This is a genomic window from Sulfitobacter mediterraneus (assembly GCF_016801775.1).
GTDB classification, from domain to species: Bacteria; Pseudomonadota; Alphaproteobacteria; order Rhodobacterales; family Rhodobacteraceae; genus Sulfitobacter; species Sulfitobacter mediterraneus_A.
Map to the genome: position 1 here is coordinate 2,346,977 of NZ_CP069004.1, position 26,433 is coordinate 2,373,409.

General features: G+C 58.8%; 33 protein-coding genes. 12 read left to right on the forward strand and 21 right to left on the reverse strand.

The window, feature by feature from the left end; translation table 11 throughout:
- Positions 1-21: 21 nt before the first annotated feature.
- The gene (locus JNX03_RS11660) at positions 22-480 is read right to left on the reverse strand and encodes an Lrp/AsnC family transcriptional regulator (protein WP_025047050.1); all 459 of its coding nucleotides are present in this window, start codon (positions 478-480) and stop codon (positions 22-24) included.
- A 139-nt stretch (positions 481-619) separates the two neighbouring features.
- On the opposite strand from JNX03_RS11660, the gene ald reads away from it, so the two are divergent.
- A complete protein-coding gene (gene ald, locus JNX03_RS11665; RefSeq protein ID WP_203212230.1) occupies positions 620-1,738 on the forward strand; it encodes an alanine dehydrogenase in 1,119 nt (372 codons plus the stop codon).
- Here the strand turns inward: ald and JNX03_RS11670 are convergent, their stop codons facing one another.
- Positions 1,739-2,620, reverse strand: a complete 882-nt coding sequence (locus JNX03_RS11670) for a LysR family transcriptional regulator (RefSeq protein ID WP_203209205.1) — start codon at positions 2,618-2,620, stop codon at positions 1,739-1,741.
- Between the two features lie 102 nt (positions 2,621-2,722).
- On the opposite strand from JNX03_RS11670, the gene JNX03_RS11675 reads away from it, so the two are divergent.
- Positions 2,723-3,004, forward strand: coding sequence for a DUF1330 domain-containing protein (locus tag JNX03_RS11675; protein WP_203209206.1), 282 nt, complete (start codon positions 2,723-2,725; stop codon positions 3,002-3,004).
- Between the two features lie 65 nt (positions 3,005-3,069).
- On the opposite strand, the gene mscL is transcribed toward JNX03_RS11675, so the two are convergent.
- Positions 3,070-3,504, reverse strand: coding sequence for a large conductance mechanosensitive channel protein MscL (mscL, locus tag JNX03_RS11680; RefSeq protein ID WP_203209207.1), 435 nt, complete (start codon positions 3,502-3,504; stop codon positions 3,070-3,072).
- A gap of 148 nt (positions 3,505-3,652) precedes the next feature.
- Here mscL and JNX03_RS11685 point away from each other — a divergent pair, with 148 nt between their 5' ends.
- Positions 3,653-4,354: a glutathione S-transferase family protein gene (locus JNX03_RS11685; RefSeq protein ID WP_203209208.1), complete on the forward strand. Its 702-nt coding sequence runs from the start codon at positions 3,653-3,655 to the stop codon at positions 4,352-4,354.
- A 2-nt stretch (positions 4,355-4,356) separates the two neighbouring features.
- Here the strand turns inward: JNX03_RS11685 and JNX03_RS11690 are convergent, their stop codons facing one another.
- The 6 genes from JNX03_RS11690 to JNX03_RS11715 form a co-directional block, all read right to left on the reverse strand.
- Positions 4,357-4,803, reverse strand: coding sequence for a YtoQ family protein (locus JNX03_RS11690; protein WP_203209209.1), 447 nt, complete (start codon positions 4,801-4,803; stop codon positions 4,357-4,359).
- 15 nt (positions 4,804-4,818) lie between these two features.
- The gene (gene pheT, locus JNX03_RS11695; RefSeq protein ID WP_203209210.1) at positions 4,819-7,218 is read right to left on the reverse strand and encodes a phenylalanine--tRNA ligase subunit beta; all 2,400 of its coding nucleotides are present in this window, start codon (positions 7,216-7,218) and stop codon (positions 4,819-4,821) included.
- A gap of 65 nt (positions 7,219-7,283) precedes the next feature.
- Entirely contained in the window at positions 7,284-8,087 is an 804-nt protein-coding gene (locus tag JNX03_RS11700) for an alpha/beta hydrolase family esterase (RefSeq protein WP_203209211.1), read from the reverse strand.
- 36 nt (positions 8,088-8,123) lie between these two features.
- Positions 8,124-8,894: a type 1 glutamine amidotransferase gene (locus JNX03_RS11705; protein WP_203209212.1), complete on the reverse strand. Its 771-nt coding sequence runs from the start codon at positions 8,892-8,894 to the stop codon at positions 8,124-8,126.
- Between the two features lie 179 nt (positions 8,895-9,073).
- Positions 9,074-10,147, reverse strand: a complete 1,074-nt coding sequence (pheS, locus tag JNX03_RS11710) for a phenylalanine--tRNA ligase subunit alpha (protein WP_203209213.1) — start codon at positions 10,145-10,147, stop codon at positions 9,074-9,076.
- A 74-nt stretch (positions 10,148-10,221) separates the two neighbouring features.
- Positions 10,222-10,800 carry a TetR/AcrR family transcriptional regulator gene (locus tag JNX03_RS11715; RefSeq protein WP_203209214.1) on the reverse strand — a complete coding sequence of 193 codons (579 nt, stop codon included), beginning with the start codon at positions 10,798-10,800 and terminating at the stop codon, positions 10,222-10,224.
- A 102-nt stretch (positions 10,801-10,902) separates the two neighbouring features.
- Between JNX03_RS11715 and JNX03_RS11720 the strand changes: the two genes are divergently transcribed.
- A complete protein-coding gene (locus tag JNX03_RS11720; protein ID WP_203209215.1) occupies positions 10,903-11,490 on the forward strand; it encodes an NAD(P)H-dependent oxidoreductase in 588 nt (195 codons plus the stop codon).
- Positions 11,491-11,566: 76 nt separating this feature from the next.
- Here JNX03_RS11720 and rplT read toward each other — a convergent pair whose 3' ends face one another.
- The 5 genes from rplT to pyk all read right to left on the reverse strand — a co-directional run bounded on the left by rplT (position 11,567) and on the right by pyk (position 15,693).
- Positions 11,567-11,932 (reverse strand): 50S ribosomal protein L20, encoded by a 366-nt coding sequence (rplT, locus tag JNX03_RS11725; protein ID WP_025047063.1) that lies wholly within the window; start codon positions 11,930-11,932, stop codon positions 11,567-11,569.
- Between the two features lie 15 nt (positions 11,933-11,947).
- Entirely contained in the window at positions 11,948-12,148 is a 201-nt protein-coding gene (rpmI, locus tag JNX03_RS11730) for a 50S ribosomal protein L35 (protein ID WP_203209216.1), read from the reverse strand.
- 119 nt (positions 12,149-12,267) lie between these two features.
- On the reverse strand, positions 12,268-13,902 hold the full coding sequence (locus JNX03_RS11735; protein WP_203209217.1) for an EF-hand domain-containing protein: 1,635 nt from the start codon (positions 13,900-13,902) through the stop codon (positions 12,268-12,270).
- A gap of 90 nt (positions 13,903-13,992) precedes the next feature.
- The gene (locus JNX03_RS11740) at positions 13,993-14,217 is read right to left on the reverse strand and encodes a hypothetical protein (protein ID WP_203209218.1); all 225 of its coding nucleotides are present in this window, start codon (positions 14,215-14,217) and stop codon (positions 13,993-13,995) included.
- 30 nt (positions 14,218-14,247) lie between these two features.
- Entirely contained in the window at positions 14,248-15,693 is a 1,446-nt protein-coding gene (pyk, locus tag JNX03_RS11745) for a pyruvate kinase (protein WP_203209219.1), read from the reverse strand.
- Positions 15,694-15,814: 121 nt separating this feature from the next.
- Here pyk and JNX03_RS11750 point away from each other — a divergent pair, with 121 nt between their 5' ends.
- Genes JNX03_RS11750 through JNX03_RS11760 form a run of 3 tightly spaced genes read left to right on the forward strand, consistent with a single transcriptional unit; the run spans position 15,815 to position 17,231 of the window.
- A complete protein-coding gene (locus tag JNX03_RS11750; RefSeq protein WP_203209220.1) occupies positions 15,815-16,552 on the forward strand; it encodes an N-formylglutamate amidohydrolase in 738 nt (245 codons plus the stop codon).
- A gap of 11 nt (positions 16,553-16,563) precedes the next feature.
- Positions 16,564-16,905, forward strand: coding sequence for a 5-carboxymethyl-2-hydroxymuconate Delta-isomerase (locus JNX03_RS11755; RefSeq protein ID WP_203209221.1), 342 nt, complete (start codon positions 16,564-16,566; stop codon positions 16,903-16,905).
- Positions 16,906-16,919: 14 nt separating this feature from the next.
- Entirely contained in the window at positions 16,920-17,231 is a 312-nt protein-coding gene (locus tag JNX03_RS11760; protein WP_203209222.1) for a DUF1244 domain-containing protein, read from the forward strand.
- A 23-nt stretch (positions 17,232-17,254) separates the two neighbouring features.
- Here the strand turns inward: JNX03_RS11760 and JNX03_RS11765 are convergent, their stop codons facing one another.
- Positions 17,255-17,713 carry a MaoC family dehydratase gene (locus JNX03_RS11765; RefSeq protein ID WP_203209223.1) on the reverse strand — a complete coding sequence of 153 codons (459 nt, stop codon included), beginning with the start codon at positions 17,711-17,713 and terminating at the stop codon, positions 17,255-17,257.
- A gap of 60 nt (positions 17,714-17,773) precedes the next feature.
- Between JNX03_RS11765 and JNX03_RS11770 the strand changes: the two genes are divergently transcribed.
- On the forward strand, positions 17,774-18,217 hold the full coding sequence (locus tag JNX03_RS11770; RefSeq protein WP_203209224.1) for a DMT family transporter: 444 nt from the start codon (positions 17,774-17,776) through the stop codon (positions 18,215-18,217).
- Here JNX03_RS11770 and JNX03_RS11775 read toward each other — a convergent pair.
- The 3 genes from JNX03_RS11775 to dgcN are packed head-to-tail and all read right to left on the reverse strand — an operon-like array spanning position 18,214 to position 21,105.
- Positions 18,214-19,074 (reverse strand): D-amino-acid transaminase, encoded by an 861-nt coding sequence (locus JNX03_RS11775; RefSeq protein ID WP_203209225.1) that lies wholly within the window; start codon positions 19,072-19,074, stop codon positions 18,214-18,216. The genes JNX03_RS11770 and JNX03_RS11775 overlap by 4 nt on opposite strands.
- 6 nt (positions 19,075-19,080) lie before the next feature.
- Positions 19,081-20,046 (reverse strand): N-acetyl-D-Glu racemase DgcA, encoded by a 966-nt coding sequence (gene dgcA / locus JNX03_RS11780; protein ID WP_203209226.1) that lies wholly within the window; start codon positions 20,044-20,046, stop codon positions 19,081-19,083.
- A 57-nt stretch (positions 20,047-20,103) separates the two neighbouring features.
- Positions 20,104-21,105: an N-acetyltransferase DgcN gene (dgcN, locus tag JNX03_RS11785; RefSeq protein WP_203209227.1), complete on the reverse strand. Its 1,002-nt coding sequence runs from the start codon at positions 21,103-21,105 to the stop codon at positions 20,104-20,106.
- Positions 21,106-21,349: 244 nt separating this feature from the next.
- On the opposite strand from dgcN, the gene JNX03_RS11790 reads away from it, so the two are divergent.
- Entirely contained in the window at positions 21,350-22,306 is a 957-nt protein-coding gene (locus JNX03_RS11790; protein WP_203209228.1) for an HpcH/HpaI aldolase/citrate lyase family protein, read from the forward strand.
- A 204-nt stretch (positions 22,307-22,510) separates the two neighbouring features.
- Here JNX03_RS11790 and JNX03_RS11795 read toward each other — a convergent pair whose 3' ends face one another.
- The gene (locus JNX03_RS11795) at positions 22,511-22,963 is read right to left on the reverse strand and encodes an Lrp/AsnC family transcriptional regulator (RefSeq protein ID WP_203209229.1); all 453 of its coding nucleotides are present in this window, start codon (positions 22,961-22,963) and stop codon (positions 22,511-22,513) included.
- Between the two features lie 73 nt (positions 22,964-23,036).
- On the opposite strand from JNX03_RS11795, the gene JNX03_RS11800 reads away from it, so the two are divergent.
- On the forward strand, positions 23,037-23,636 hold the full coding sequence (locus JNX03_RS11800; RefSeq protein WP_203209230.1) for a LysE family translocator: 600 nt from the start codon (positions 23,037-23,039) through the stop codon (positions 23,634-23,636).
- A 72-nt stretch (positions 23,637-23,708) separates the two neighbouring features.
- Complete coding sequence (locus tag JNX03_RS11805) at positions 23,709-24,671, forward strand: acetyl-CoA carboxylase carboxyltransferase subunit alpha (protein WP_203209231.1); 963 nt, start codon at positions 23,709-23,711, stop codon at positions 24,669-24,671.
- Between the two features lie 3 nt (positions 24,672-24,674).
- Here the strand turns inward: JNX03_RS11805 and JNX03_RS11810 are convergent, their stop codons facing one another.
- Entirely contained in the window at positions 24,675-25,130 is a 456-nt protein-coding gene (locus JNX03_RS11810; RefSeq protein WP_203209232.1) for a GNAT family N-acetyltransferase, read from the reverse strand.
- 311 nt (positions 25,131-25,441) lie between these two features.
- Between JNX03_RS11810 and JNX03_RS11815 the strand changes: the two genes are divergently transcribed.
- A complete protein-coding gene (locus JNX03_RS11815; protein ID WP_203209233.1) occupies positions 25,442-25,753 on the forward strand; it encodes a hypothetical protein in 312 nt (103 codons plus the stop codon).
- Here JNX03_RS11815 and JNX03_RS11820 read toward each other — a convergent pair.
- Entirely contained in the window at positions 25,750-26,400 is a 651-nt protein-coding gene (locus tag JNX03_RS11820) for a GntR family transcriptional regulator (RefSeq protein ID WP_203209234.1), read from the reverse strand. The genes JNX03_RS11815 and JNX03_RS11820 overlap by 4 nt on opposite strands.
- Between the last annotated feature and the right edge of the window lie 33 nt (positions 26,401-26,433).

Consider the following 26,433-nt stretch of genomic DNA (forward strand, 5'->3'; position numbering starts at 1 on the left):
CCAGAACCCAAGGTCACGCTCTCAAACAGGCAAAGCCGTGGTTTTGCACACGGTTCGCAAGGCAAAGCTGGATTGCATTTGCCCGACACCGGGCAGACGGGCCAGATATTGCCTATGGATGCGGGCAAAATCCTCGGTATTCTCGGCAACGACCTTGAGCAGGTAATCCGCCGATCCCGCCATCAGATGACATTCCAAAACATCAGGGATACGGGCTACGGATTTCTCAAAAGCATCCAGAATCTCGTCCGCCTGACCGCGCAGGGTAATTTCCACAAAGACGGTAGTCGGCACGCCCAGTTTACGCGGGTCCAGTAACGCGACATAATCACGGATATATCCCTCTTTCTCCATCCGCTGCACCCGGCGATGGCAGGCAGAGGGAGACAGATGCACATCTTCGGATAGCTCCGCATTCGACATTCTGCCGTTGCGCTGAAGCGCCTTCAGGATACGTCGATCAATCTCATCAAGGCTCATTTGCGCAAAACTTTCGCGTGGCTGTGGCATGTTGCGCAATACTATCCCAACAAGCATCGCTCTGACCACGGTTATTCGTGCCTCTTTGCACAGCGGATCGCCTAAAAATCAGGCAATCTACAAACAAAAGGTCATCACCATGAAAATCGGCTGCCCAACAGAGATCAAACCCCAGGAATTCCGCGTCGGCCTGACGCCAAGCGCGGCCCTGGAAGCCGTGAACAACGGCCACGACGTGATCGTGCAATCCGGCGCAGGCATCGGCGCCGGCTTTGACGATGCCGCTTATGAGGCCGCAGGCGCCAAAATCATCGCCACAGCGGAAGAGGTTTTTGCCCAGGCGGACATGATCGTTAAGGTCAAGGAACCGCAGGCCGCAGAGCGCAAGATGCTGCGCGAAGGCCAGCTGCTGTTTACCTATCTGCACCTCGCCCCCGATCCAGAGCAAACCAAAGATCTGCTGGCCTCCGGCTGCACGGCCATTGCTTATGAGACCGTGACTGACCGTAATGGCGGCCTGCCCCTGCTGGCCCCGATGTCAGAGGTTGCCGGGCGCCTTGCGCCACAGGTGGGCGCATGGACACTTCAAAAGGCCAATGGCGGTCGTGGGGTCTTGATGGGCGGCGTGCCCGGTGTTGGCCCGGCACGGGTCATGGTCATCGGCGGCGGTGTCGTCGGCACCCACGCGGCCCGCATTGCGGCTGGCATGGGCGCCGATGTGACCGTCCTTGACCGATCCCTGCCACGGCTGCGCTATCTTGATGATGTCTATGGCGGTACCTTCAAGACCTCCTATGCCTCGGCGCAGAACACCATCGAACTGGCCCGCGAGGCCGATATGATCATCGGTGCGGTGCTGATCCCCGGCGCAGCCGCGCCCAAGCTGATCAGCCGCGCACAATTGTCCGAGCTCAAGCCCGGTGCGGCGCTTGTTGATGTTGCCATTGACCAAGGTGGTTGTTTTGAAACCTCGAAAGCCACAACGCACCAAGATCCCGTCTACGACGTTGACGGCATCATGCACTACTGCGTGGCCAACATGCCCGGCGCGGTGGCGCGTACATCGACCATTGCCCTTGGCAATGCCACGATGCCTTTCATGCTGGACCTTGCCAACAAGGGCTGGCGTCAGGCCTGCACAGATGATCCGCATCTCAAGGCAGGCCTGAACGTACACGCCGGCCAGTTGACCTATGCCGCCGTCGGTGAGGCGCTTGGCATGGATTTCATCACCGCCGATCAAGCCATCGCTGGCTGACTACTGCGCTGCGCCCTCGAACAGGGGGCGCAGCGCTGCAAATTCACGAGCAGCAAAATCGGTGAAAGCCGAGACTTTGGCGGTTTTCGCCAAATCCGGATGCGCCAGTACCCACAGCGGGCGATAGGGCAGCAACGGCACATTTGGCAAACGCTCCATTAACGGATCGGGATCGCCCAGAAAACATGGCATTCGGGTCGCTCCGATATTCTCACGCACGGCCGCAATCGCCGCGTACATATCATCCACCGTCATCCGCACGCGCCGGTTCGGCCAGTTCTGCTTGATCACCTCGGGCGGTCCGGGCCAATGGGCAAATCGCACCCAATCCAGCGGCAACGCCGGATCATCGCGCAACCGCGCGGCCTGCTTTTTGCCGACATAAACGGTCGCATTCTGTTCCGTCACCCGGCGCCCCACGAGCGTATCGCCCGGCGTATCAGAGATGCGAAAAGCCACGTCCGCCTCCATCCGCGACAGGTTCAATTCACGGTTCGCCGCCACCACCTTGAGCTCAATCGCCGGATAGCGGTTCGCGAACTGGTGCAGGATCGGGGCCAGCGTCCGTTCAAACAGCAGCTGAGGCGCAGTGATGGTCAACGATCCGCTGAGCGCCTGATCCTTGGCCCCGATGCGGCGGCCCAGATCATGACTGGCCGCCTCCATCTGCTCGGCGCTGCGCGCGGCTTCTCTGCCCGCTTCGGTCGGGCGATAACCGCTGGCATGACGGTCAAACAGTCGTGTGCCCATCGCCGCCTCCGCCGCGGTGATCCGCCGTGCAACGGTCGCATGATTGACCCGAAGCGCCCGCGCCGCTCCGCTGATCCCGCCTTGGCGCACGGTCTCCAACACAAACCGCAGATCATTCCAATCAAGAGACATTCGGCCTTCCGATCATTTCCGCACATCCATTCCGCAACCTTGCGCGGTTTTCGCACATTGCCGCAACACCTATTTTTCAACCATCAACAAAGGAGAGAGACCATGACCGCATATGCCGTTGTTACCCTGAACGTCACCGACCCTGACATGATGGCCCGCTACCGCGAGGCCGCTGGCCCCGCGATGGAAAAACATGGAGTGTCTGCCCTGCACGTCAGCCCTGCGCCCAAACAGATTGAGGGCAATGGTCCTGTCCCACAAATCATCGTCCTGCTGACCTTCCCCAGCCGCGAAGCTGCCGAAGCCTGGAACACCGATCCTGAGATCGCTGATGTGCGTGCGATGCGCCAAAACGCGGGCGAGTCCAATATCTTTCTGCTGTAAAGTGCGCCAAAAAGAAAAGGCCCGCCAAACGGCGGGCCTGATCCAATCACGAGAACTCGCGCCTTTTACTTGGCTTTTGCCAGGGAATCCCGGATCTCAAGCAGCACGTCGAGTTCGGATGGGCCAGTCGGCACTTCTGGCGCAACCTCGTCGGGCTTCTCTGCCACCGCCTTGGCCTTGTTCACAGCTTTGACCAACATGAACACCACATAAGCAATGATCAGGAAATTGATCACGGCCATGATGAAGGAACCATAGGCAAAAACCGATGCTCCTGCCTCCCGCGCGGCCTCAAGCGATGCGCCTTCCGCAACCTCACCGGCCAGCACGGCATATTTATTGGTGAAATCCACACCGCCGGTGAACAAGCCGATGATCGGATTGATCAGATCACTGACCAAGGATTTCACGATCGCCGTAAAGGCGGCACCGATGATGATACCAACCGCCATATCCATAACATTGCCTTTGGCAATGAAGTCTTTGAATTCTTGAAGCATTTTCCGTCCCTTTTTTTGACATGCGGCTTGATATTCGCACCAAACGGTTCGCCGCTGCACAATTGTTAACACAAACGCGCACAGACCAAACTCTGTATTTGCGGGGAAAAATCCCTACCTCTTACCCATACCAAAAAAGGAACCACACATGACCGATCTCTCCGCTTTCCCGATCACCAAGAAATGGCCTGCACAGAACCCAGATGTGCTGCAGTTGTATTCATTCCCAACCCCCAATGGCGTCAAAGTGTCCATCGCGCTTGAGGAAATGGGCATTCCCTACGAGGCACATCGTGTGACTTTGGCGGATGCAGATGTCAAAAGCCCTGAGTTCTTGTCCTTGAACCCCAACAACAAGATCCCTGCGATCATTGATCCCAACGGTCCGGATGGCACGCCGATTGGCCTGTTCGAATCCGGTGCGATCCTGATCTATCTGGCCGAGAAATCCGGCAAACTGCTGGGCAATAACGCGGCTGAACGGGCACAGATCATTCAATGGGTGATGTTCCAGATGGGCGGCCTTGGCCCCATGCTTGGACAGCTTGGGTTCTTCTACAAATTTGCCGGTTCCGAATGGGAAGACAAACGCCCGATGGAGCGCTACCTGAACGAGGGCAAGCGTCTTCTGAACGTGCTGAACCTTGAACTGGCAGGCAAGGAATGGATTGCAGGCTCGGAATTTTCAATCGCCGATATCGCCATCGCACCATGGTTGCGGGCGCTGGATTTCTACGGCGCGAAAGAGGCCATCGGCTGGGAAGAACACGGCAATCTGGTCGACTACCTCAAACGGTTTGAGGCGCGTCCGGCGGTGCAAAAAGGGCTGGTCACACCGCCGCGCGACTGATCCTAGCCGGGCAAATTGCCCGACAAAACATAGCGCAGGATCTGGACAACCTGTTCCGGTTCCTGCGCGACGGCCAGCGCCGCAGCGTCGACTTCCTTTAACGCATGTGCGTGATCAGGCCCGTGCAGGATGATCAAGGACTTGCCCAAAGCCGCAGCGTAGCCTGCATCAAATGCTGCGTTCCACTGTTTGTACTGATCGCCAAAGCGCACCACGACAACATCCGCATCCGCAATCCCCTTGCGGGTGCGGATCGCGTTCAACTGGGCGCCTTTGCGGTCGTGCCAGAACTTGTTCGCCTCCGCCCCGAGGATCGCAACGCCGCAATCATCGCTGGCGGCGTGATCGGTGACAGGGCTGTCAAAGCTGACATCCAATCCCTCAGCCCCATTGATGATCCGCTCGCGCCAATCAGTGTGAATTTCGCCCGATAGATAAACCTTAAGCATCCAGAACCCTCCTGTTCAGCCGCGCAGCACGCCGCCGGTGGCTTTGGTGACCTTTTCGATCACCTTGGCACCCACCGCTTCGATGTCCGCATCCTTCAACGTTTTGTCGCTGGGTTGCAGGCGCACTGTGATGGCGAGAGACTTCTTGCCCTCACCGAGGCTACCGCCGATGAATTCATCAAAGACGCGGACCTCTTCGATCAATGCCTTGTCTGCGCCTTTCGCGGCATTGACCAAGGTCAGCGCCTCTACGTCTGCGTCCACGACAAAGGCAAAATCACGTTCAACCGCTTGCAGATCACTGATCTGGAGGGCGGCCCGTGTTGCACCGGATTTGCGCGGCAAAGGCACTTCGCCCGGCCACAGGGTAAAGGCCATCGCAGGTCCTTTGACATCCATCGCAGCCAGCACACGCGGGTGCAATTCGCCGTAGATGCCCAGCACCTTTTTCGGACCAAGACAGATCTTGCCGTGACGCCCCGGATGCCACCAATCGGCAGCATCGCGCAGAATTTGCACCTTTGCAGGCGCACCCATTGCAGCCAGCACCGCCTCGGCATCGGCTTTGACATCAAACACATCCACAGGGCGGGACGCGCCATGCACATCTTTGGGGCCAGTACGCCCAACGATCAGACCAGAAACCAGCATATGTTGCTCTCCCGGTTCACCGCCGTGAAACGCCGGGCCGACCTCGAACAGCGCCATATCTGCAAAACCGCGCGCCTGATTGCGGGCCGCAGCCTGCAACAGACCGGGCAACAAGGCGGGGCGCATGTGGCTCATGTCCGAAGAGATCGGATTTTCCAGACGGGTTTCGTCAGTTCCGCCACCAAAAAGCGCGGCAGAAGCCTGATCAATAAAGCTGTAGCTGATGCATTCGTTGTACCCCAGAGCGGCGCAGGTCCGCCGCGCGGCGCTCATCCGCCGCTGCATGGGCGACAGGATCGGGCGCGGCACGCCATCGGTCAGGCGCGGCAAGGGCCGGCCCTCAAGCTGGGTCAGGGAGGCAATTCGCGCGACCTCTTCCACCAGATCCGCCTCGCCCTGCACATCGGGGCGCCAGCTTGGCACATGGGCCATGTTGCCCTCAAGGCGGAAGCCAAGCGCTGTCAACGTCTGGCGCTGGTCGCTTTCGGGGATGGTCATGCCAACCAGCGACTGCACCCGCGCGGCATCGAGTTTATAGGCGCGCGAAGTGTCCGGGATCTTGCCCGCGACCACCACTTCGGAAGCTTCGCCCCCCGCGATATCGAGAATCATCTGGGTGGCATGTTCGATGCCATAGGGTGTCCATTCGGGATCAATCCCGCGCTCGAACCGATACCGTGCATCCGAATTGATCTTGAGCGCCCGGCCCGTATAGGCGGTGCGGATCGGATCGAAATAGGCCGCCTCAAGGAACACATTTACGGTGTCTTCGGAACAGCCGGACGCCGCGCCACCCATAATGCCGCCAAGGCTTTCCACACCTTCGGCATCGGAGATGGCGATCATCTCAGGTTCAAGGGTGTATTCCTTTTCATCCAGCGCCACCAAGGTTTCGCCGCCCTTGGCGCGGTGAATACGCAAGGTGCCACCCGAGATTTTGTCGGCATCGAATACGTGCAGGGGGCGGTTGCGATCATAGGTGAAATAGTTGGTCACATCGACAAGGAACGAGATCGGACGCAGGCCAATAGCACGCAGCTTGTCTTGCAGCCAAGTCGGGCTTGGCCCGTTCTTCACACCCTTGATCAAACGGCCGTAAAAGACCGGACAGGCGTCCAGCGTGTCTTCATCAATGGTGACAGAGATCGGGCAGGGGAATTGTCCTTCGACCGCGGGCACATCGCGCGGCTTGAGTTTGCCAAGACCGCGCGCCGCCAAATCACGGGCAATCCCGCGCACACCCAGCGCATCTGGGCGGTTCGGGGTGATCGCAATCTCGATCACCGGATCAACCTTGGCCGGATCATTCTCGGCCAGCCAATCGACAAACCGGTCACCCACCGAACCGGACGGCAGCTCGATGATGCCATCATGTTCTTCGCTCAGCTCCAGCTCACGTTCGGAGGCCATCATGCCAAAGCTTTCGATGCCGCGGATTTTGCCAACGCCGATGGTCGTGTCGATACCCGGCACGTAAACGCCCGGCTTGGCAATCACCACCGTGATCCCTTCACGGGCATTGGGCGCACCGCAGATGATTTGCTGTACACCTTCGTCAGTCTCGACCTGACACACACGCAGACGGTCCGCATCGGGGTGTTTCTCAGCTGACTTCACAAAACCCAATGTGAAATCGGCAAGCCGCGCACCGCGATCTTCGACGCCTTCAACCTCAAGGCCCAGATCGGTCAGGGCATAGGTGATTTCATCCACCGAAGCGGTGGTATCGAGATGTTCTTTCAGCCAGGACAGGGTGAATTTCATCGGTCAGTTCCTCGTGCAAACGCTTGTGGCTTCGGTATCGTCAAATGCGCAAGGTTTCAATGCATCTAAGGATACTGCGGCACACGCCCCATCAATTGATCCAATTGCCAGCCGATCCAGCCATGCGGTATGAAATGCCCACCCGAATGCAGATCCAGCGTTACGGTGTGCCCGCGATCACAATTGTCCCAGTGCCAACGCTCAAAGGACAGAAAGCTAACGATCTCCCATTGCGGCAGGCGGCGGCCAGCACCACAGCCCAGCGCCTCGCGCCACAGGGCCACCGGATGGGTCTCATCGCCGTCCGGCCCCATCGGGAAATCCATAACAGTATCGGCAAAACCATGCACATGACGGATATGTTTGGGGGCCTGCGGACAGCGCTCCGATTGGCGCAACGTGCCGGACACCGCCAATAGCCCCGCGACCCCATTGCCATTCTCACAGGCATAGCGCCAGGCCATAGCAGCGCCGTAGGAATAGCCCGAGACAAAGATCCGATCACGGTCTATTGGAAACCGCTTGGCCACATCTTCGATCACGGCAGCGGCAAACGGCACATCGGCGCTGTCTTGATCCCAGAAATCCCATGTGCGCCCCCGGCCATTGGGCGCTACCAACAGAACGCCGCGCCGGCGTGTATGACCCGAAATCCGTTGATGTTTGACGATCAGATCACCTTGCCGCCCCCAGCCGTGAAAATGCAAGAGCACCGGCAGCGCGGTTTCACCATCCCAATCATCGGGCATACGGATGTGATAGGATCGGCCGTCCAGTTCACAGGCCTTTGCGCCTTCGCAAGCCTGCCACGGCCCCATGGCAGGCAAGATCGAGATAACAATCAAGAACAAAAATGCACGCAAAATCATGGCGCCAAGGAACGACGCCCGCGCCCGAATGTCACTTCACAATGACGCCAGCCAATTGTGCAATTCGGTCATCCGCGTGTTCGGATTCATATCAGAGACCCGCACCCCCAAACGCTGTGCCGCGTCTGGATCCCGCTCGACAATCTCCAGATCCTGCGCGTCTTGCGCGGACAGCCAGTTCATCCGCCCCAAGCTCGGGCCCAGGTTTTGCGGATCAAGCTCCGGGTGGTACTGCATGCCCCAGAATTTCACCCCGTCCCGCTCATAGGCAAAGGCCTGGACGCCGGAATGGTCATTGCCCGCCAAAAGCACGGCCCCTTCGGGCAGCTGCGTGACCTCATCGCGGTGCACACAGGGCACGGCAAAGCCATCTTCGCGGCCCTTGAGCAGCGGATGATCCCGTCCTGCGTCCGTCAGGCGCACACCTTTGGCCAGACCATCCTCGCGGCCATTTGGCGATGCATCAGATTTGCCGCCCAGCACGCTTGCCGCCAGTTGCATGCCATTGCACGACCCGAGCGTTGGCAGACCCTGGGCGAACACCTTGCGCATCACATCAGCCAAAGGCGCGGCGCGGGTGTCGTCGGTGTTCCATTCCACGCTGGAGCCGGTGAACACCACGCCATCGAATTCTTTGAGTGCCGGCAGTTCCTCTCCGTCATAGGGCGCGACAATCGTAATCGTCAGATCATCCCGACAGGTTTGCAGCGCTGCTGCGTAATTCTCGCCGACGGTCATGCCTTGCGTTTCCTTAAACGGGGCATTGGCGGCGGCAGGGTTGGAATCGACGATGAGGATGTTGAGCATGATGTGTCTCGCGCAATGGGGTGCACGCTCACTCTTCCGCACCTATTGGAACGAAATCAAGCACAGACATTTGTAACCGCACAAATCGCCCGCCCAGCCTCACCGAATCGCCAGCCCGCGCAGGCGGTGCCTCGGCAGCTACAAGCAGCCTTGATTGCGTGCCAGCGCTAAACAAGCCCTTAGCGAGATAGCCCACCATGCAAGTTCGGCTGATCCAGGCTCGCAAACCCGTAGTGCCGCAGCCAGCGCAAGTCGCTGTCAAAGAATGCCCGCAGATCGGGGATGCCGTATTTCAGCATCGCAATCCGGTCGATCCCCATGCCAAAGGCAAAGCCTTGCCATTCATTCGGATCAATTCCGCCTGCGGCAAGCACCTTGGGATGCACCATGCCGGAGCCCAGAACCTCAAGCCAGCCGTCGCCTTCGCCAATGCGCAGCTGTCCATCAACCCAGGAACACTGGATATCGACCTCTGCAGAAGGTTCGGTGAACGGGAAATGCGAGGCCCGGAACCGGGTCTTGATGCCGTCAATCTCAAAGAATGCGGCAAAGAATTCTTCCAGCACCCATTTGAGATTTGCCATCGAAATGTCCTTGTCGATCGCCAGACCTTCGACCTGATGGAACATCGGTGTGTGAGTCTGGTCATAATCGGCACGGTAGACACCGCCGGGGCAAATGATGCGCAACGGTGCGCCTTCCGCCTCCATCGTGCGGATCTGCACGGGGCTGGTGTGGGTGCGCAAGACATGCGGCGGGCGGTTGTCGCCTTCGGCACGGCTCATATAAAAAGTGTCCATCTCGGCGCGGGCCGGGTGGTGGCCGGGGATGTTCAGCGCATCGAAGTTGTACCAATCGGTATCAATGCGCGGCCCCTCAGCGACAGAGAAGCCCATTTCTGCAAAAATCGCAGTCAGCTCTTCAGTCACTTGGCTGACAGGATGGATGCTGCCTTCGCGGCGGGCGCGGGTTGGCAAGGTCACATCCAACCATTCACTGCGCAGACGTTCATCCAGCGCCGCATCGCCCAGCGCGGCCTTTTTGGCGGCAAGGGCGCTGTTGATCTCATCCTTGAGCGCATTCAGCGCGGGACCGGCCACTTGCCGCTCTTCCGGGGTCATCTTGCCCAGCTCGCGCATTTTCAGCGCCACTTCGCCTTTTTTGCCAACCGCAGCGAGCCGGATATCCTCAAGCGCCGCTTCATCCGCAGCATCGGCAATCTGGCTCAGGTATTTTTGCTTGAGATCGTCCATCGTCCGCCCGTCCTTCAAAGTCCGCTGACGTGCTAGCAGATACGCGGCTGATTACAAGGGAGAGCCGCCCCGGATCAGTCTTTGGGCAGCAGCCAGGCATCGAGATAGACCTGCAAACGGTCCCGCATATCCACATTGGCATGAATGGCGCAGAAATGCAGGGCCATCACCTGCACCAGAAAGGCCTGCACCCCTTCGGCCATCAACAAGGTCGAGATGTCACGCCGAAACGGCCCATCCCGCAACCAATCCGCCACCACGATCAGATGTCGACCAAAGGTCTTTGCGATCGGCCCGATTTCATCAGACATAGCCGCACCCGAATGGCGCAGGATCACATCGAACACATAGCGCTCGCAGGTCATGAACCGCATCATTGGATCCATTGCCGCGATCAGATCTGCGGTGGAGCCCGGCACTGGCTGCCGTTCCAGATCATCCAGGAGCCCGTCAATTTTGGCCCCGATCAGCAGGTCCATCAACGCATCCTTGTCCTTGAAATGCGCAAAGAAGGTCCCCTTGGCCACCCCCGCGGTCTTCACCACCTCTTCCACCCGCAAAGCATCATAGCCGTGATCTGCGATCAGAGCTTCGGCAGCCGCAGTCAGTTTGGCGCGAGTTATCAGTGTGCGGGGTTGGATGGCATCTTTCATGCGTAGTGTTTCGCATGCTTTTTGACCGTGGTCAAATTAGTTATTGACCACGGTCATTTTTGAATCTACCAAATTGACCACGGTCATTTATTGGAGATTCCCATGCCCAAACGCATTTTCGTCCTCAACGGACACCCCGCTGACAACTCACTGAACCACGCGCTTGCCGATAGCTATGCCAAGGCGGCCCGCGCCGCAGGGCATGATGTTCGCCTGACACATCTGCACGATCTGAACTTTGATATGGATTACGAATTCGCAGGCTACAAAAAGTCCAAACCGCTTGAACCGGCCCTCGAAACTGTGATGAGCGATCTCGAATGGTGCGAACACTTCGTCCTTGCCACCCCGATGTGGTGGGGCAGCCTGCCTGCGAAATTGAAAGGTCTGTTCGACCGCGTCCTATTGCCCGGCCGCGCCTTTGACACGCGCGTGCCCCCCGGCACTATGCCCAAACCAATGCTTGGCGGGCGCACGGGGCGGGTCTTGCTCACCTCTGATTCGCCAAAATGGTTCCTGAACCTGATGTACCGCGGTGCCATGCTGCACCAGTTGCGCGGCCAAATCCTGAAATTCATCGGCATCAAACCTGCCAAGATCAGCTATTTTGCCGGTGCCAGCCATCCCAAGCCGGGCCAGCCGGAAAAATGGCTCAAGCAGGCTGGCGCATTGGGCGGCCTAGCGGCGTAATGCGCAGCGCCCACCTGAACAAACAAAAAAGCCGCCCCGGTTGGAGCGGCTTTTCCAATTCTAGTACCAAACCAGCTTAAGCAGCCAGCGCAGCCTGTGCCTGCTTTACAATCGCACCGAAGGCTTCGGGCTCGTGTACAGCCAGATCGGCCAGAACCTTACGGTCCACTTCGATACCGGCCATGTTCAGACCATTGATGAAACGGCTGTATGTCAGCGCTTCGTCGTGGGAACGCACAGCGGCGTTGATCCGCTGAATCCACAGGGCGCGGAAATTCCGCTTGCGATTCTTACGGTCGCGCGTGGCGTATTGGTTGGCCTTGTCGACCGCCTGTGTGGCGACTTTAAAGACATTGGAACGACGACCATAGTAGCCTTTGGCGGCTTTGATGATCTTCTTGTGACGGGCGTGGGTTACTGTACCACCTTTAACTCGGGACATCTCAGCTCTCCTCTATCAGCGGTCGTAGGGCATGAAGCCCTTGATGATCTTTGCATCGGGCTCAGACAAAGCTGTTGTGCCACGTGCGTTACGGATGAATTTATTGCTCCGCTTGATCATGCCGTGCTGTTTGCCAGCCTGGCTGCCGATGACCTTGCCGGTCGCCGAGATCTTAAAGCGCTTTTTGGCGCTCGATTTCGTCTTCATCTTGGGCATTTCCGTCTCCTATCTTAGGTCGGTGATCGCACGACTCGGCATGCCTCTTGGGCCGGTCGCACGGGATGAAAGGGGCGTATAGGCCCATGTCTCAGCTTTGGCAAGAGGGGTCGGGTGGATCAATCCAACGAGGGCAGCATTTCGCATGGCACCCCATCAACACAGCGACCTGTCTCCAGATTTTCATAGTTGTAGTCACTCAGATTCCCAGCCTCAATGTCCAGCGTAACCTGCGGGTCAACATAGAACCGGTAGCCCCTGCTATTGGCCCCGTTCGTTTTAAACCCAGAAGGCAGCATTTCAACCGGGCGGGTGATCACCAATGTGTCGACTGCATGCCCCCGCAACACGCCTTGATCCAACAATTGTAGCAGGCCTGCTTGTAACGGGAGCACCGAATAGCGCTGCGCCTTGCCCTGCAAAACCAGCGTTTCCGGGTCAATGCGCGCAACGCCGTAGGGATAATCAAGGTCAAACTGGTACTGGACCTGCCGCCGCGCTGCCACGTTGTTCTCCAGCTCGCGCAGGGCGCCGTCCACCAGTTCAAAAGCCTTGCCATTGCGACGGATCGGTTTGTCCACCGTATCAAGCTGGTCCTTGTGAATGATCCGTTCATGACTGGGGAAGGTCCGACTGCCCATCCACTCGGCCGTTTTTCCATCAAACCCTTGCCGGTCAAAAGCGACCTCAAGCGTGCTTCGGAATGTCCGCTGCGCAACCGCCTGCCCGAGATCTGATGGACCCGGAACGCAGACACCCGACCGCGCAAAGTGAACCTGCGTGCTGTCCAGACCCGAAACCGCATTGCCCGAATGCGTGATCAACCGCTCGATACGCTCGACAGCGCCGGTGAATTGCCAAATCACAGAAGTCTGCGCACCCGCGATCAGGTAAAGAGGTTGCTCACCTGCTTCGACATGCAACCTCACAACAGTGGTGGCTTGATGCAGGCCACTAATCGAAATCGTTGAAACCGCGCCTCCACGCAGGGTCGAAAGCCAATGCAAACTCGCTTCTTCAGACTTGGGCGGATAGGCGCAAATCTCGGGCAACCCGGCCTCTGCCAACGCCACCCGCTTGGCCTCGAACCGCGCCTCATATTCGGCCATTCGCCGCTCGCGTTCCTTTTGGGCGGCTGTCAGCGCCGGGGATTTCCTTGTGTCCTTGTTATTCTTTTTTGAATTGCCATCTGCTTCATCACGAAGCAGATCAACCACGGCAATGATTTCCTCTGCAGTGACTGCCCCATCATCGTTGAGGTCAAATTGCATCAGTTGCGATCCGGGCGCTCGGGTGGTCTCCAACTGACCAAGCTGCGTATCCACCGCCATCATCAATTCTGTTTGGGACAGATTGCCATCCTTGTCCGCGTCAAAAGCATAACGCAGCCAGATCAGTTCCGCCCGATCCTGCGGCTTCAGCGCCGGCTCTTGTTGCTTGATCTCGGCTGCACTCACTAAATGGTCGCCATTCAGATCGAACCGAAAGTAGGCGGACCGAAAATGTGCACGGCGGCGCAAAACCTCGGCGCGATGCCGCTGGTCCAGAATGTCTTGAGTCACCACATCCTGCACCGCATAGCTGAAAAACGCGTTCAATGTTCTCTTTACAAAGTATTCTGGCTTGGTCCGCGCCTGCACCACAGACCGATTGTCCAACTTGGCAAGTCCGCGGGCCTGATCCCCTGAAGTTTGATCCGCAACTGCGGGACCAGACAGAACCGAAAAAACCAAAACCCAGAATAACCTGTGCATGAATCCTGCCTTTTCTCCACAACCATTTGCAGAAGGCCTATTGCGCAAATAGGGCAAGACTATGTCAGCTGCGCCAACTGGTGTCGGCAATTAGATCAAGTAGCGGTTAAAGACCCTATTGAACACGTCAGGGACATCACCCAGAGAATACCCTCCCGGCTGTGACTGGACCGCAAACAAGATCAACGCGCCACCGATGAGGATGGTCAGTGCAGAGGCACGCGGGGCCCGCCTGTCTGACATGGCCGACAGCACGGAAGGAATAGACAGACCTGCGATAATGACACCCAGAACAAGTGCAAGATCCGGTTCCATCGTCATTCCTCCTTCCCTGACGGCAGGAGTTTACTCCGGATCAGAGGAAAAAATCAATCTTTCGTCGCAGGGCGCAACCCGCAGGATGTTGGTGCTGCCCGGCACATTGAAAGGCACACCGGCGGTGACCACGATGTGATCCTCCGGCCCGGCAAAGCCTTCGCTGCGCGCCGCTTTGGCAGCGGAGACCACCGCGCTCTTGAACCGCTCCAACTCGCCGGTGATCACACAATTGGTGCCCCAGCTGAGCGCCAGACGCCGCGCCGTGCCGACCAGCGGGGTCAAGGCGATGATCGGCACACGGGGCCGCTCGCGGGCGGTCAGCAGCGCGGTTGTCCCGCTTTGTGTGAAACAGCAGATCGCTTTGATATCGGTCGTTTCAGCGATCTCGCGGGCGGCGGCCACGATCCCGTCCGCGACGGTCATCCGGTCGGCCTTGCGCGAGGCTTCAATGATTTGGGTATAGGTCGGGTCTTGCTCAACCTCGGTGGCAACATTGTCCATCGTCCGGACCGCCTGCACTGGATAGTCGCCAGCCGCAGATTCCGCACTGAGCATCACGGCGTCCGCGCCCTCATAGATCGCGGTGGCCACATCGGACACTTCCGCACGGGTCGGCATCGGGCTTTCGATCATGCTTTCCAGCATCTGCGTGGCCACGATCACCGGCTTGGCCGCCGCACGGCATTTGCGCACCAGACGTTTCTGGATCGGCGGCACGTTCTGCACCGGCAGTTCCACACCCAGATCACCCCGTGCCACCATGATGCCGTCGCTGACGGCAAGAATGTCATCAAACCGATCCACGGCCGAGGGTTTCTCGATCTTCGACAGGATTGCGGCGCGGCCCTTCGCAAGCGCACGGGCTTCGTCCACATCTTCGGGGCGCTGCACAAAGCTGAGCGCAAGCCAATCGACACCAAGACCGCAGACAAACTCCAGATCAGCGCGATCCTTGTCCGACAGCGCCGCCAGCGGCAGCACCACATCCGGCACGTTCACGCCTTTGCGGTTAGAGATCACACCGCCGGTGATCACCTCGCAATTGGCATAGTCGGCCCCGCAATCGGTGACCTTGAGGCGGATCTTGCCGTCATTGACCAACAGGCTTGCACCTGGCTCAAGCGCGGCAAAAATTTCTGGATGCGGCAGGCAAACCCGTGAAGCATCCCCATCCGCCGGATCAAGGTCCAGACGGAAATTGGCGCCCTCATCCAATTGTTCGCTGTCACCTGCAAAGACGCCCACACGCAACTTTGGCCCTTGCAGATCGGCAAGAATGCCAATGGTGCTGCCCGTGGCTTCCTCAACCTTGCGGATGATCGCGTGTTTCTCGCGGATTTCCTCATGGCTGCCGTGGCTCATATTGAGCCGGAACACGTCCGCCCCCGCCTTGTGCAGCGTTTCGATCATGTCGTAAGTGTCTGATGCTGGTCCCAGCGTCGCCACGATCTTTACATTGCGCAAGCGTTTCATATGGTGCGTCCTCGTTGGTTGGTTGGCAGGCCCGCCAACAGAAAGAAAATTCGTTAGCGATAACAATACGTCGCTTAGGCGCTTATAGAATGCCGTCATGCAAGTCAAAGGTTTCACAAATATGACCTATCAACCTTTTCACATCGAGGGAGAGGACAGACCCGCCCGTTGGCTGATCACCTGCGATCACGCTGCCAACACGGTGCCGCCACAGATCAATGGTGGATCTCTGGGCCTGGACCCTGCGGATATGGGCCGCCACATCGCCTATGATCCGGGAACCGCCGGGGTTGGCAAGGCGCTTGGCAAACTGCTGAATGCGCCTGTGATCATGTCCAACTTTTCGCGGCTGGTGATTGATCCAAACCGCGGCGAGGATGACCCAACCTTGCTGATGAAACTCTATGACGGCACCATCATTCCCGCCAATCGTCACGCCGATCTGGCCGAACGCGAACGCCGGCTGGACCTGTGTTATCGCCCCTATCACGATGCCCTGACCCGCCTCGCGGCACGGCCAGGCACCGTTATCCTGTCTCTGCACAGTTTTACCCCGCAACTGCGCGGCCGCCCGCCACGTCCTTGGGAAATTGGTGTGCTATATGCCCGCGACACCCGGCTGGCCCATCCGTTTCTGAACCGTCTGCGGCAAGAACCGGATCTGACCGTTGGCGACAATGAACCCTACTCGGGCCATTTGCCCGGTGATGCCGTGGACCGTCATGCGCTGCAACACGGGCGGCCAAACGTCCTGATCGAGCTGCGCAACGATCTGATCTCGGATGGTGAAGGGCAGACCAAATGGGCAAACCGGCTTGCCCCCATGCTGACCGAAGTCCTTGATGCCACCGGATTATAAAGGAAACGCAGATGCCTCACTTCATTCTCGAACATTCACCCGACATTCCAACGGATCAGATCTCTGACACACTCGACGCGCTCTTTGCTGCGGCCAGCGATCACCCCGAATTTCCTGACCCCGCGGCGATCAAAATGCGCGCCCTGCCCTGCGCCCAACAGCGGATGGCGGGCAAGGTACACAGCTTTGCCCATCTGACAATCAAACTGCTGACCGGGCGCGACACTCCAACCAAAGCGACATTGGCACAAGACATGCTAATGGTCTTGGACGCGCAATTGCCGCAGGTTGGCCAGCTCACCGTTGACCCCCGCGATATGGCACGCGACACTTACGCAAAACGCATTCTCTGAAGTTAGGAGCCGTCATGGACGACCAAACCAAGCTGGAAATCGAAGCCGCCGCCTTTCGCCGGTTGCGGCAGCATCTGATGCAAGACCGGACCGATGTGCAAAACATCGACATGATGAATCTCGCCGGTTTTTGCCGCAATTGCCTGTCCCGTTGGTATCAAGAAGCGGCCAATGAACGCGGCATCGAAATGACCAAGGATGAAGCGCGAGAAAGCTATTACGGGATGACCATGGCAGAGTGGAAAGCCAACTATCAGACCGACGCATCCGCGGAAAAACAAGACGCGTTCAAAACCGCATTCGCAGAAAACGTCGGCAAATCGTAGGGCGGGATTCACCCCGCCATCCGTCAAAACGAATACAGCAACAACCACTCCGCCCTGAGCACGGGGCGGTCCGTCCCCTGCATCTGCACCTCCGCGCCGATCCGCACCATCATATCGCTGCGACCACGTACTTTGACATCCAGCACAGTAAATTGCCCCCGGACCATCGCACCAACCGGCACGGGTGCCAGAAACCGCACCTTATCAAACCCGTAATTCACACAGGCGCTTTGCCCGGAAATCTGCGGCATCGCCTCAAAGGCCATGCCAGACATCATCGACAGGGTCAGCATGCCATGGGCAATCGTGCCGCCAAATTCGGTCATCGCCGCCTGCGCCGGATCAATGTGCAGGAACTGCCTATCCCCGCTCACTTCAGCAAAGGCATCAATCTGCGCCTGATCGACCAAGGTCCAGTCTGATTGCGCCAAGATCTGGCCGATCATAGCGGTCAAAGCCTCACGGTCGATGGGATTTGCCATTGGGTGGCCTCTTGGGGTTCATTGGGACAGATCCTTCTTCTTTGACCGAAAGACCCCCTTATGAACACCCCTCTGATTGCCCTTGGCCTTGTCGCCCTTGCCGGTTGCGCCGTTGCTTTGCAAACCCCGATGAACGCTGCCCTTGGCCGCAGCCTTGGCAGCGGGGTCGCCGCCGCTGCCGTGTCATTCGGTGTTGGATTTCTGGTGTTGCTGGCCGTTCTCGGCCTGTCCGGCGATCTCGCGTCACTTGGGCGGGTCGCCACCACGCCACCTGTCTTTCTGGTTGGCGGGGCATTGGGGGCATTTTATGTCTGGACCGTACTTTGGGCGATCCCGACCCTGGGCGCGCTGACCACGATCACCGCACTGATCCTCGGGCAACTGTCGGCGGCGCTGTTGATCGACGCCGCCGGTCTGTTTGGTCTGGCCGTACAGGCCATCACTCCGACCCGCCTCGCCGCAGCGGCATTGGTCGGGGCGGGCGTTGTTTTGTCGCGGTTTTAGATCGCAGCCTTGCGCATCTCGTCAAGGTAGATTTCCCGCAGGCGCGGGGCCACACGCCCCGGCGTCCCATCGCCCAGCGCGACGCCATCGATCTCGACCACTGGCATGACAAAGGCACTGGCCGAGGTGGTAAACGCCTCATCGGCCTGTTTCGCCTCGTCGATGGTGAAGTTGCGCTCTTCCACTTCCATCTGCGCCTCTCGGGCAAAACGCAAAACCGCCGCGCGGGTGATCCCGTGCAGAATGTCATGGCTCAGGGCGCGGGTGATGATCTTGTTGCCCTTCACGATATAGGCGTTGTTCGACGTGCCTTCGGTGACAAAGCCATCCTCGACCATCCAGGCATCATCACAACCTGCCTTCTTGGCCATCATCTTACCCATCGACGGATAAAGCAGCTGCACTGTCTTGATGTCGCGGCGACCCCAGCGAATGTCATCAATCGAAATAATCTTGGCACCACGCTTGGCCGCAGGACTATCCGCCAGACCCGGTTTGTTCTGCGTGAACAAAACAATGGTCGGTACCGTGGTTTCAGGGTCAGGGAAAGCAAAATCCCGATCGCCATCCGATCCGCGCGTGATCTGCAGATAGATCAAACCCTCGTCAATCTCGTTCAAACGCACCAATTCTCGGTGGACTTCAAGCAGATCCGCCTTGCTGATCGGGTTTTTCATCTCCAACTCGTTCAAGGATCGGCTCAGCCGCACCGCATGACCGTCAAAATCAATCAACTTACCATCCAGCACCGATGTCACCTCATAGACACCGTCCGCCATCAAAAAGCCGCGGTCAAAGATGGAAATGCTGGCTTCGGTCTCTGGCAGGTATTCGCCGTTTACATAAACTGTCCGCATGATGTCTTAGCCCCAAAGTCCGGCCACGGGCGGATGCACCCCGGCCTTGTCAAAAATCAAAGGTTCATCGCGGTCTTCGGCCAACAGAAGCGGGCCGTCAAGGTCTACAATCTTGGCCCCCTGCGCCACGAGGGTCGCGGGCGCCATGGCCAATGACGATCCAACCATGCAGCCAACCATCACATCATAGCCTTCGGCGCGGGCGGCATCCCGCAACGCCAAGGCCTCGGTCAACCCGCCGGTCTTGTCCAGTTTGATGTTCACCACGTCATATTTGCCCTTGAGTTTGGGCAGGCTGGCACGGTCATGGGCGCTTTCATCCGCGCAAACCGGCACGGGCCGGTCCAGCCCGATCAGCGCGTCATCCTCGCCGGCTGGCAGAGGCTGCTCCACCAGGGCCACACCAAGGCGCTGCAAATGCGGGGCCAGATCGGCATAAACTGCGGCGGACCACCCCTCATTGGCATCCACGATGATGGTCGATTTGGGCGCACCGGCCCGTACGGCCTCAAGCCGGGGCATGTCATCGGGCGTGCCCAGCTTGATCTTCAACAAAGGCCGATGGGCATGTTTGGCCGCCTGCGCCTGCATCTCGGCAGGGCTGGCCAGTGACAGGGTATATGCAGTGATCTCTGGCCCCGGCTGCGCCAGTCCCGCCAATTGCCAAACCCGCTTGCCGGCTTGTTTGGCCTCAAGATCCCACAGCGCACAATCTACCGCATTGCGTGCCGCACCCGCTGGCAGCAGATCGTAAAGTGCCGCGCGGGTGATATCGCCAGGCAGCGCCTCGATCTCGGCGGTGACACTTTCCAAGGTTTCCCCATAGCGAGCGTAAGGCACACATTCGCCCCAGCCCGTGAGGCCTCCCGCATGCAAGCGCACAGTCAGAACCTTTGCCTCGGTCCGCGATCCGCGCGAGATGGTGAACACCTCCGCCAGCTTAAAGACGTCCCGCGTCACTTCGATGCGCATACCGGCTCCTTCATTTGGCCAAAAAACTCAATCCCCCGCGCGGGGTTGGATGCAGACTTACAATGCCTCCAGCGCTTCGGCCAGACGTGCCGCCCCGTGGCGGAACGGATCCACCGCAGGCAGGCCCATCTCCTCCTCCACTTTCGCAAGATAGGCGCTGGCCTCGTCTTCCGACATATGTTGGGTATTGACGGAAATGCCCACGACCTTACAGGCCGGATTGGCCACTTTGGCCAAGGTCAACGCCATATCCGACACCGCTTGCATGGTCGGCAGCTGGTATTCCGGAAGGCCGCGCATGTGTTTGCGTGTGGGTTCGTGGCAAATGATCAAAGCGTCCGGTTGGCCGCCATGGATCAGCGCCATCGTGACGCCCGAATAACTAACGTGGAACAGGCTGCCCTGCCCTTCAATGATATCCCAATGGTCCTCATCATTGTCAGGGGTCAGATATTCCACTGCACCGGCCATAAAATCGGCAATCACAGCATCCAGCGGCACACCTGATCCGGTGATCAGAATGCCGGTCTGGCCGGTGGCGCGGAAGGTGCTGTTCACACCGCGTTCCTGCAACGCTTCGTCCAGCGCGAGCGCCGTGTACATCTTTCCGACCGAACAATCGGTGCCAACCGCCAGCACCCGTTTGCCGCTGCGCTTGACCCCATTGGCAATCGGATATTGAACGTTCGGCACCCGCACATCGTGCAGTGTGCAGCCGTTCACCTGAGAAGCGGCGACAAGATCGCCCTCGTCATGCAGCATGTTGTGCAGGCCGGAAGCCAGATCAAAACCCATGCCCAGCGCCTCGATCAGCACCTCTTTCCAGGCCTGAGAGATCACGCCGCCCCGGTTGGCCACACCGATCACCAGCGTTTTGGCGCCGGCCGCCTTGGCTTCTGCCAATGTCAGGTCTTTCAGACCGACATCCGCCTTGCAGCCATCCATGCGGAACTGGCCCACGGCATTTTCCGGCCGCCAGTCCTTGATGCCCTGCGCCACTTTCGCGGCAAGTTGGTCCGGTGCATCGCCGAGGAAAAGAAGATATGGTGTTTCGATCATGGCGGTCTCCTAGCGTTGAGTTTCAGCACATATTGAAGCACGATTGCCGCAAATCCTTTGCGACTCTGCGGTCAAATTCAGAAACTGCGCGATAATCTCTCGCTCAATGAGATTCCGGCGCGATATTTTTGCATGCCGCAACTGCGAATGCTGCATGTGCGAAATCAGCCTTGCAGGCCGTGGCGCAATTTAATACCAGATAAACCCAGAGCAAACGCAACAATATTACCGCAAGGAATCGCCCATGTCTTTCCGCCTGCAACCTGCCGCCCCGGCCCGCCCGAACCGCTGCCAGCTTTTTGGCCCCGGATCCCGCCCGGCAATCTTTGAAAAAATGGCCAGTTCTGCTGCGGATGTCATCAACCTTGATCTTGAGGACAGTGTGGCACCTTCGGACAAAGAAAGCGCTCGCGCCAACGTGATTGCCGCCATCGGCGATCTCGACTGGGGCACCAAGACTCTTTCGGTGCGGATTAATGGCTTGGACACGCCATATTGGTATCGCGACGTTGTGGACCTGATGGAACAGGCTGGCGAACGGCTTGACCAGATTATGATCCCCAAAGTTGGCTGCGCGGCGGATATCTATGCGGTCGACGCATTGGTGACCGCGATCGAAGCGGCCAAAGGGCGCAGCAAACGGATCTCTTTTGAGGTGATCATCGAATCGGCCGCGGGCCTGGCCCATGTCGAAGAGATCGCGGCCAGCTCACCGCGCTTGCAGGCGATGAGCCTTGGCGCCGCCGATTTTGCTGCCTCGATGGGCATGCAGACGACCGGCATCGGCGGCACGCAGGAAAACTATTACATGCTGCGCGACGGTGAAAAGCACTGGTCTGATCCATGGCATTGGGCACAGGCCGCGATTGTAGCCGCATGCCGGACCCATGGCGTGTTACCTGTAGACGGCCCGTTTGGCGATTTCTCCGATGACGAAGGCTTCCGCGCGCAGGCCCGCCGTTCAGCGACCTTGGGCATGGTTGGCAAATGGGCCATTCACCCAAAGCAGATCGGCATCGCCAACGAAGTGTTTACGCCATCCGAAGAAGCAGTGGCGGAAGCGCGGGAAATTCTGGCTGCGATGGAACAGGCCAAGGCAAACGGCGAGGGCGCGACGGTTTACAAAGGCCGGTTGGTCGACATCGCCAGCATCAAACAGGCCGAAGTTATCGTGCGTCAGTCCGAAATGATTGCAGGCTGATACATCGGATCGCCTGCGCGATCCGACCGGGGCGGGGCGTTGCCCCGCCTTTTTTCATGCGTGGGTGATTTCGGCGGCTGATGATGGGACACGCGCCCCGGACCCGACGTCGCTACTGGGATTTCACACCTCCAGACCCACAGCATCCCTGGGGGTTTCACACCCCCAGACCCCCGTGCAGGTTTTCTGGCCAAATGAAGGGGGTCAGGCGCGTTCGTCTTTGGGGGAGCCCATCACAACGTAAGATGTGATACCATTCACTTGCGGCAAAGCGCCCAGCATGTCGGTGTGAAAGCTCTTGTAAGCTTTGAGGTCCGCGCATTCTACGCGCAGCAGGTATTCAATTGTGCCGGTGATATTGTGGCATTCACGTACTTCTGGGGCATGCGAAATCGCACGCTCAAAGGCCTCTTGGCTCGCTTTGGAATGATCTTTGAGGCCGACGCCCACATAGGCCACAAACCCCGCCCCCAGCGCCGCCCGGTCCAGCACCGCACGGTAGCCGGTGATCACTCCGCGCTTTTCCAGATCCTGCACCCGGCGCAGGCAGGCAGAGGGCGACAGGCCCACCTTGTCAGCCAGTTCGATATTGCTGATCCGCCCATTGCGAGATAGCTCTTGCAATATCTGCTCGGAAATCCGGTCAAGAACCGCCATATATTGTCCAAATCTTGTAAAGAACCTCCAATTCACAATTACGCGGCGCGGAATATCTGTCAAACATTGCATCATGAATCTTGATGTCATTCCCGCGCTTGCGCTTTTCGCCTTTGTCAGCTCCGCCACACCGGGGCCGAATAACCTGATGTTGATGGCCTCCGGTGCAAACTACGGGTTCTTGCGGACCATTCCGCATATGCTTGGGATTTCTGGTGGTTTCATGGTGTTGATGCTGTTGACCGGTATGGGGCTGGTGCAAATCTTTGACCTCTACCCGGTTAGCTACACCCTGCTGAAGATCGCCAGCGTCGCCTATATGGTTTATCTGGCGTGGAAGATTGCCAATGCCGCCCCGATCGAGAAACGATCCGCAGAAGGCCGCCCGATGACATTTCTGCAGGCGGCAGCCTTTCAATGGGTGAACCCGAAAGCCTGGGCCATGGCGCTGACCGCGATCACCGTCTATGTGGCGGATCAGGGGGCGTTGATGCTGCTGGCGGCGGCGCTGTGTTTTTCCACCGTCAACCTGCCATCAGTCGGGGTCTGGACCATTCTGGGCCAGCAGATGGCGCGGTTTCTAACCAATCCGGGGCGGCTCAGGGCATTTAACTGGACCATGGCGGCCTTGCTCATTGCCTCGCTTTATCCTGTTCTGGGCCTTGGTGGGTGATCAACGCACCGCGGCGCGTTGCAAATGCTCCAAATGCCCGCCATATATCATGGCAAACAGCCGGAGCACCCAATGACCCAATATCTGGATTTCGAAAAACCCTTGGCCGAGATTGAAGGCAAGGCGGAAGAACTGCGCGCATTGGCGCGGGCGAATGAAGAGATGGATATCACCGAAGAGGCCAAGGCGCTTGATGCAAAGGCCGCTGCTCTGCTGGAGGAACTCTACAGCGACCTGACCCCTTGGCGGAAATGCCAGGTGGCGCGGCACCCCGAGCGGCCCCATTGCAAAGACTACATAGAGGCGCTGTTCACAGAGTTCACGCCGTTGGCGGGAGACCGCAATTTTGCCGATGACCTGGCGGTGATGGGCGGGTTGGCGCGTTTCAACGATCAGCCGGTGATGGTGATTGGTCACGAAAAGGGCAATGATACCAAGTCCCGGATTGAACGGAACTTCGGCATGGCCCGCCCCGAGGGCTATCGCAAAGCGGTGCGGCTCCTGGAGCTTGCGGGCCGCTTTGGCCTGCCTGTGGTGACACTGGTCGATACCCCCGGCGCCTATCCCGGCAAGGGTGCAGAGGAACGTGGGCAGTCAGAGGCGATTGCGCGCTCCACAGAGAAATGCCTGCAGATCGGCGTGCCACTGGTCAGCGTGATCATCGGCGAAGGCGGTTCTGGCGGCGCGGTGGCCTTTGCCACGGCAAACCGTGTCGCGATGTTGGAGCATTCGGTGTATTCCGTCATCACTCCCGAAGGTTGCGCCTCGATCCTGTGGAAAGACAGCGAGAAAATGCGCGAAGCGGCAGAGGCAATGCGGCTGACGGCCAAGGATCTCAAGAAGCTGGGCGTGACAGACCGGATCATTCCCGAACCCAAGGGCGGTGCCCATCGGGATGCCAAGAAGACCATCGAGGCCGTGCGCGGCGCCATCGCCGAAATGCTCAAAGAGCTAGAGGGCAAGGATGGCAAGGCGTTGATCGCGGACCGGCGGCGCAAGTATCTTGATATTGGCGGCAAGGGGCTGGCGGCTTGATCGCTAGTCAAATTTGATCCGAAAGCGTGGTCCGATCCCGTCAAGCGGCTCAAATCCGGCGGCCAGATAGATGCCCTGCGCGGTGACGTTATCTGGATGGGTGCCAACGGTCATATAGCGGCATCCTTGGTCCTTCGCTGCGGCAATACTGGCATCAATCAGTTGCTTGCTCAGCCCAAGACCGCGTGCTTGCGGGCTGACAAACAGATGGTGCAGGTCCATGCCCCGCACACCGAATTGCAGCTGCGCCATTGGGCATAAAGCGGTATATCCCAGCAGCACCTTGCCTTGCTCGGCCACCAACACCGTCAGCCAAGGTGCGGCGCCCATCACATCACGTTCAAGGCTGGCGAGAGTCACGGCGGCGGTATCATCGTGATGCGCCGCGAGCCCCTTGATCATCTCAAGGACAGCCGGAAGATCGGGCGCGGCCACGGGTCTGATAGTGATGGATGACATTTGTTGTTCCTAGGGGCAGCGCTGCACGGCACAAAGCCGCGCAAGGCGGCCAGTGTTCTGAAATTGCAAGGAAAGGGCCGCAACTAAATAGAGCGGCGATAATAAGCGATATGTCTGTGCGCGAGCATGGGCGCACCTTGCGCGATGGTGTGGCGGTGGTCAAGTGGGCGGATGAGCCGCCCATCCCCGAATTTGTGATCACACTTGAATTGAAACGGCTGTCGCGCATCCCCATATCAATAGATGAGGGAGCCACAGACCCCTTCTTTGCGTTCTGCGCTCCTTCTTTCGCCTGAGAAAAGGAGCATGTCATGTACAAACGTATCCTCACCTCCGCCCTGCTGTTCGGGATGGTCGCAACGGGCCCTCCCGCTGCGGCAATGACCTGTGCGCCGCGTGTCGATCTGGTGGATCGGCTTAGCACGGAATTCAACGAAACACTGACCGCCACAGGCCTTCAGAATGCCCGCGCTTTGATTGAGGTCTGGTCCTCTGTGGGCGGCGATAGCTTTACCATATTGGTCAGCCATCCAAACGGGATCAGCTGCGTTGTGTCTGCCGGCAAATACTGGACAACCATCACGCCCGCACCTGCGCCCGACAAGGAAGGTGTTGCCGGTTAACTGGCCAGCATCCGCAAGCCCTGGGTCACATCGGATCGCACGGCAAGGCGCAAGCCCGGTTCATCCCCCGCCTTGAGCGCAGCAATGATCAACCGGTGGAATTGCGGTGGATCGGTGCGGCGCAGGCGGCCGTAAAGCGCCCGCATTGTTGGCCCCATCTGGAGCCAGACGGTCTCGGCCATCGCCAGCATCGCCGGTGCCTGTGCCCGCAGATAAAGCGTGCGGTGGAATTCCAGATTGGTGCGGATGTAGCTGACCGCGTCGCGGTGGGCGACGGCCTCAGATATGGCGTTATTGATGGTCTGCATCCGGTCAATCAGCGCCATATGCGCACGCGGCAATGCCCGGCTGGCCAGTTCGACCTCTATCAAGGCGCGCAGCGCGGCCAGCTCTTCGATCCGCTCATTGGACAGCTCCGGTGTGCTGATCCGGCCAGAGGTGGACATCGTCAAAGCGCCTTCTGCGACCAGCCTGCGCACGGCCTCACGGGCGGGCGTCATCGACACCTCGTATTCCTTGCCAATCCCCCTCAGGGTCAGCGGGTGACCGGGGGGCAAATCTCCGTGCATGATCCGGCTGCGCAACCCGCGATACACGCGGTCATGAGCGGGCGAGGTTGCATCGGATGGACGGGCGGTCAGGGTCATATCTGTTTGTGATCACAAAACCGAGCACCGTCA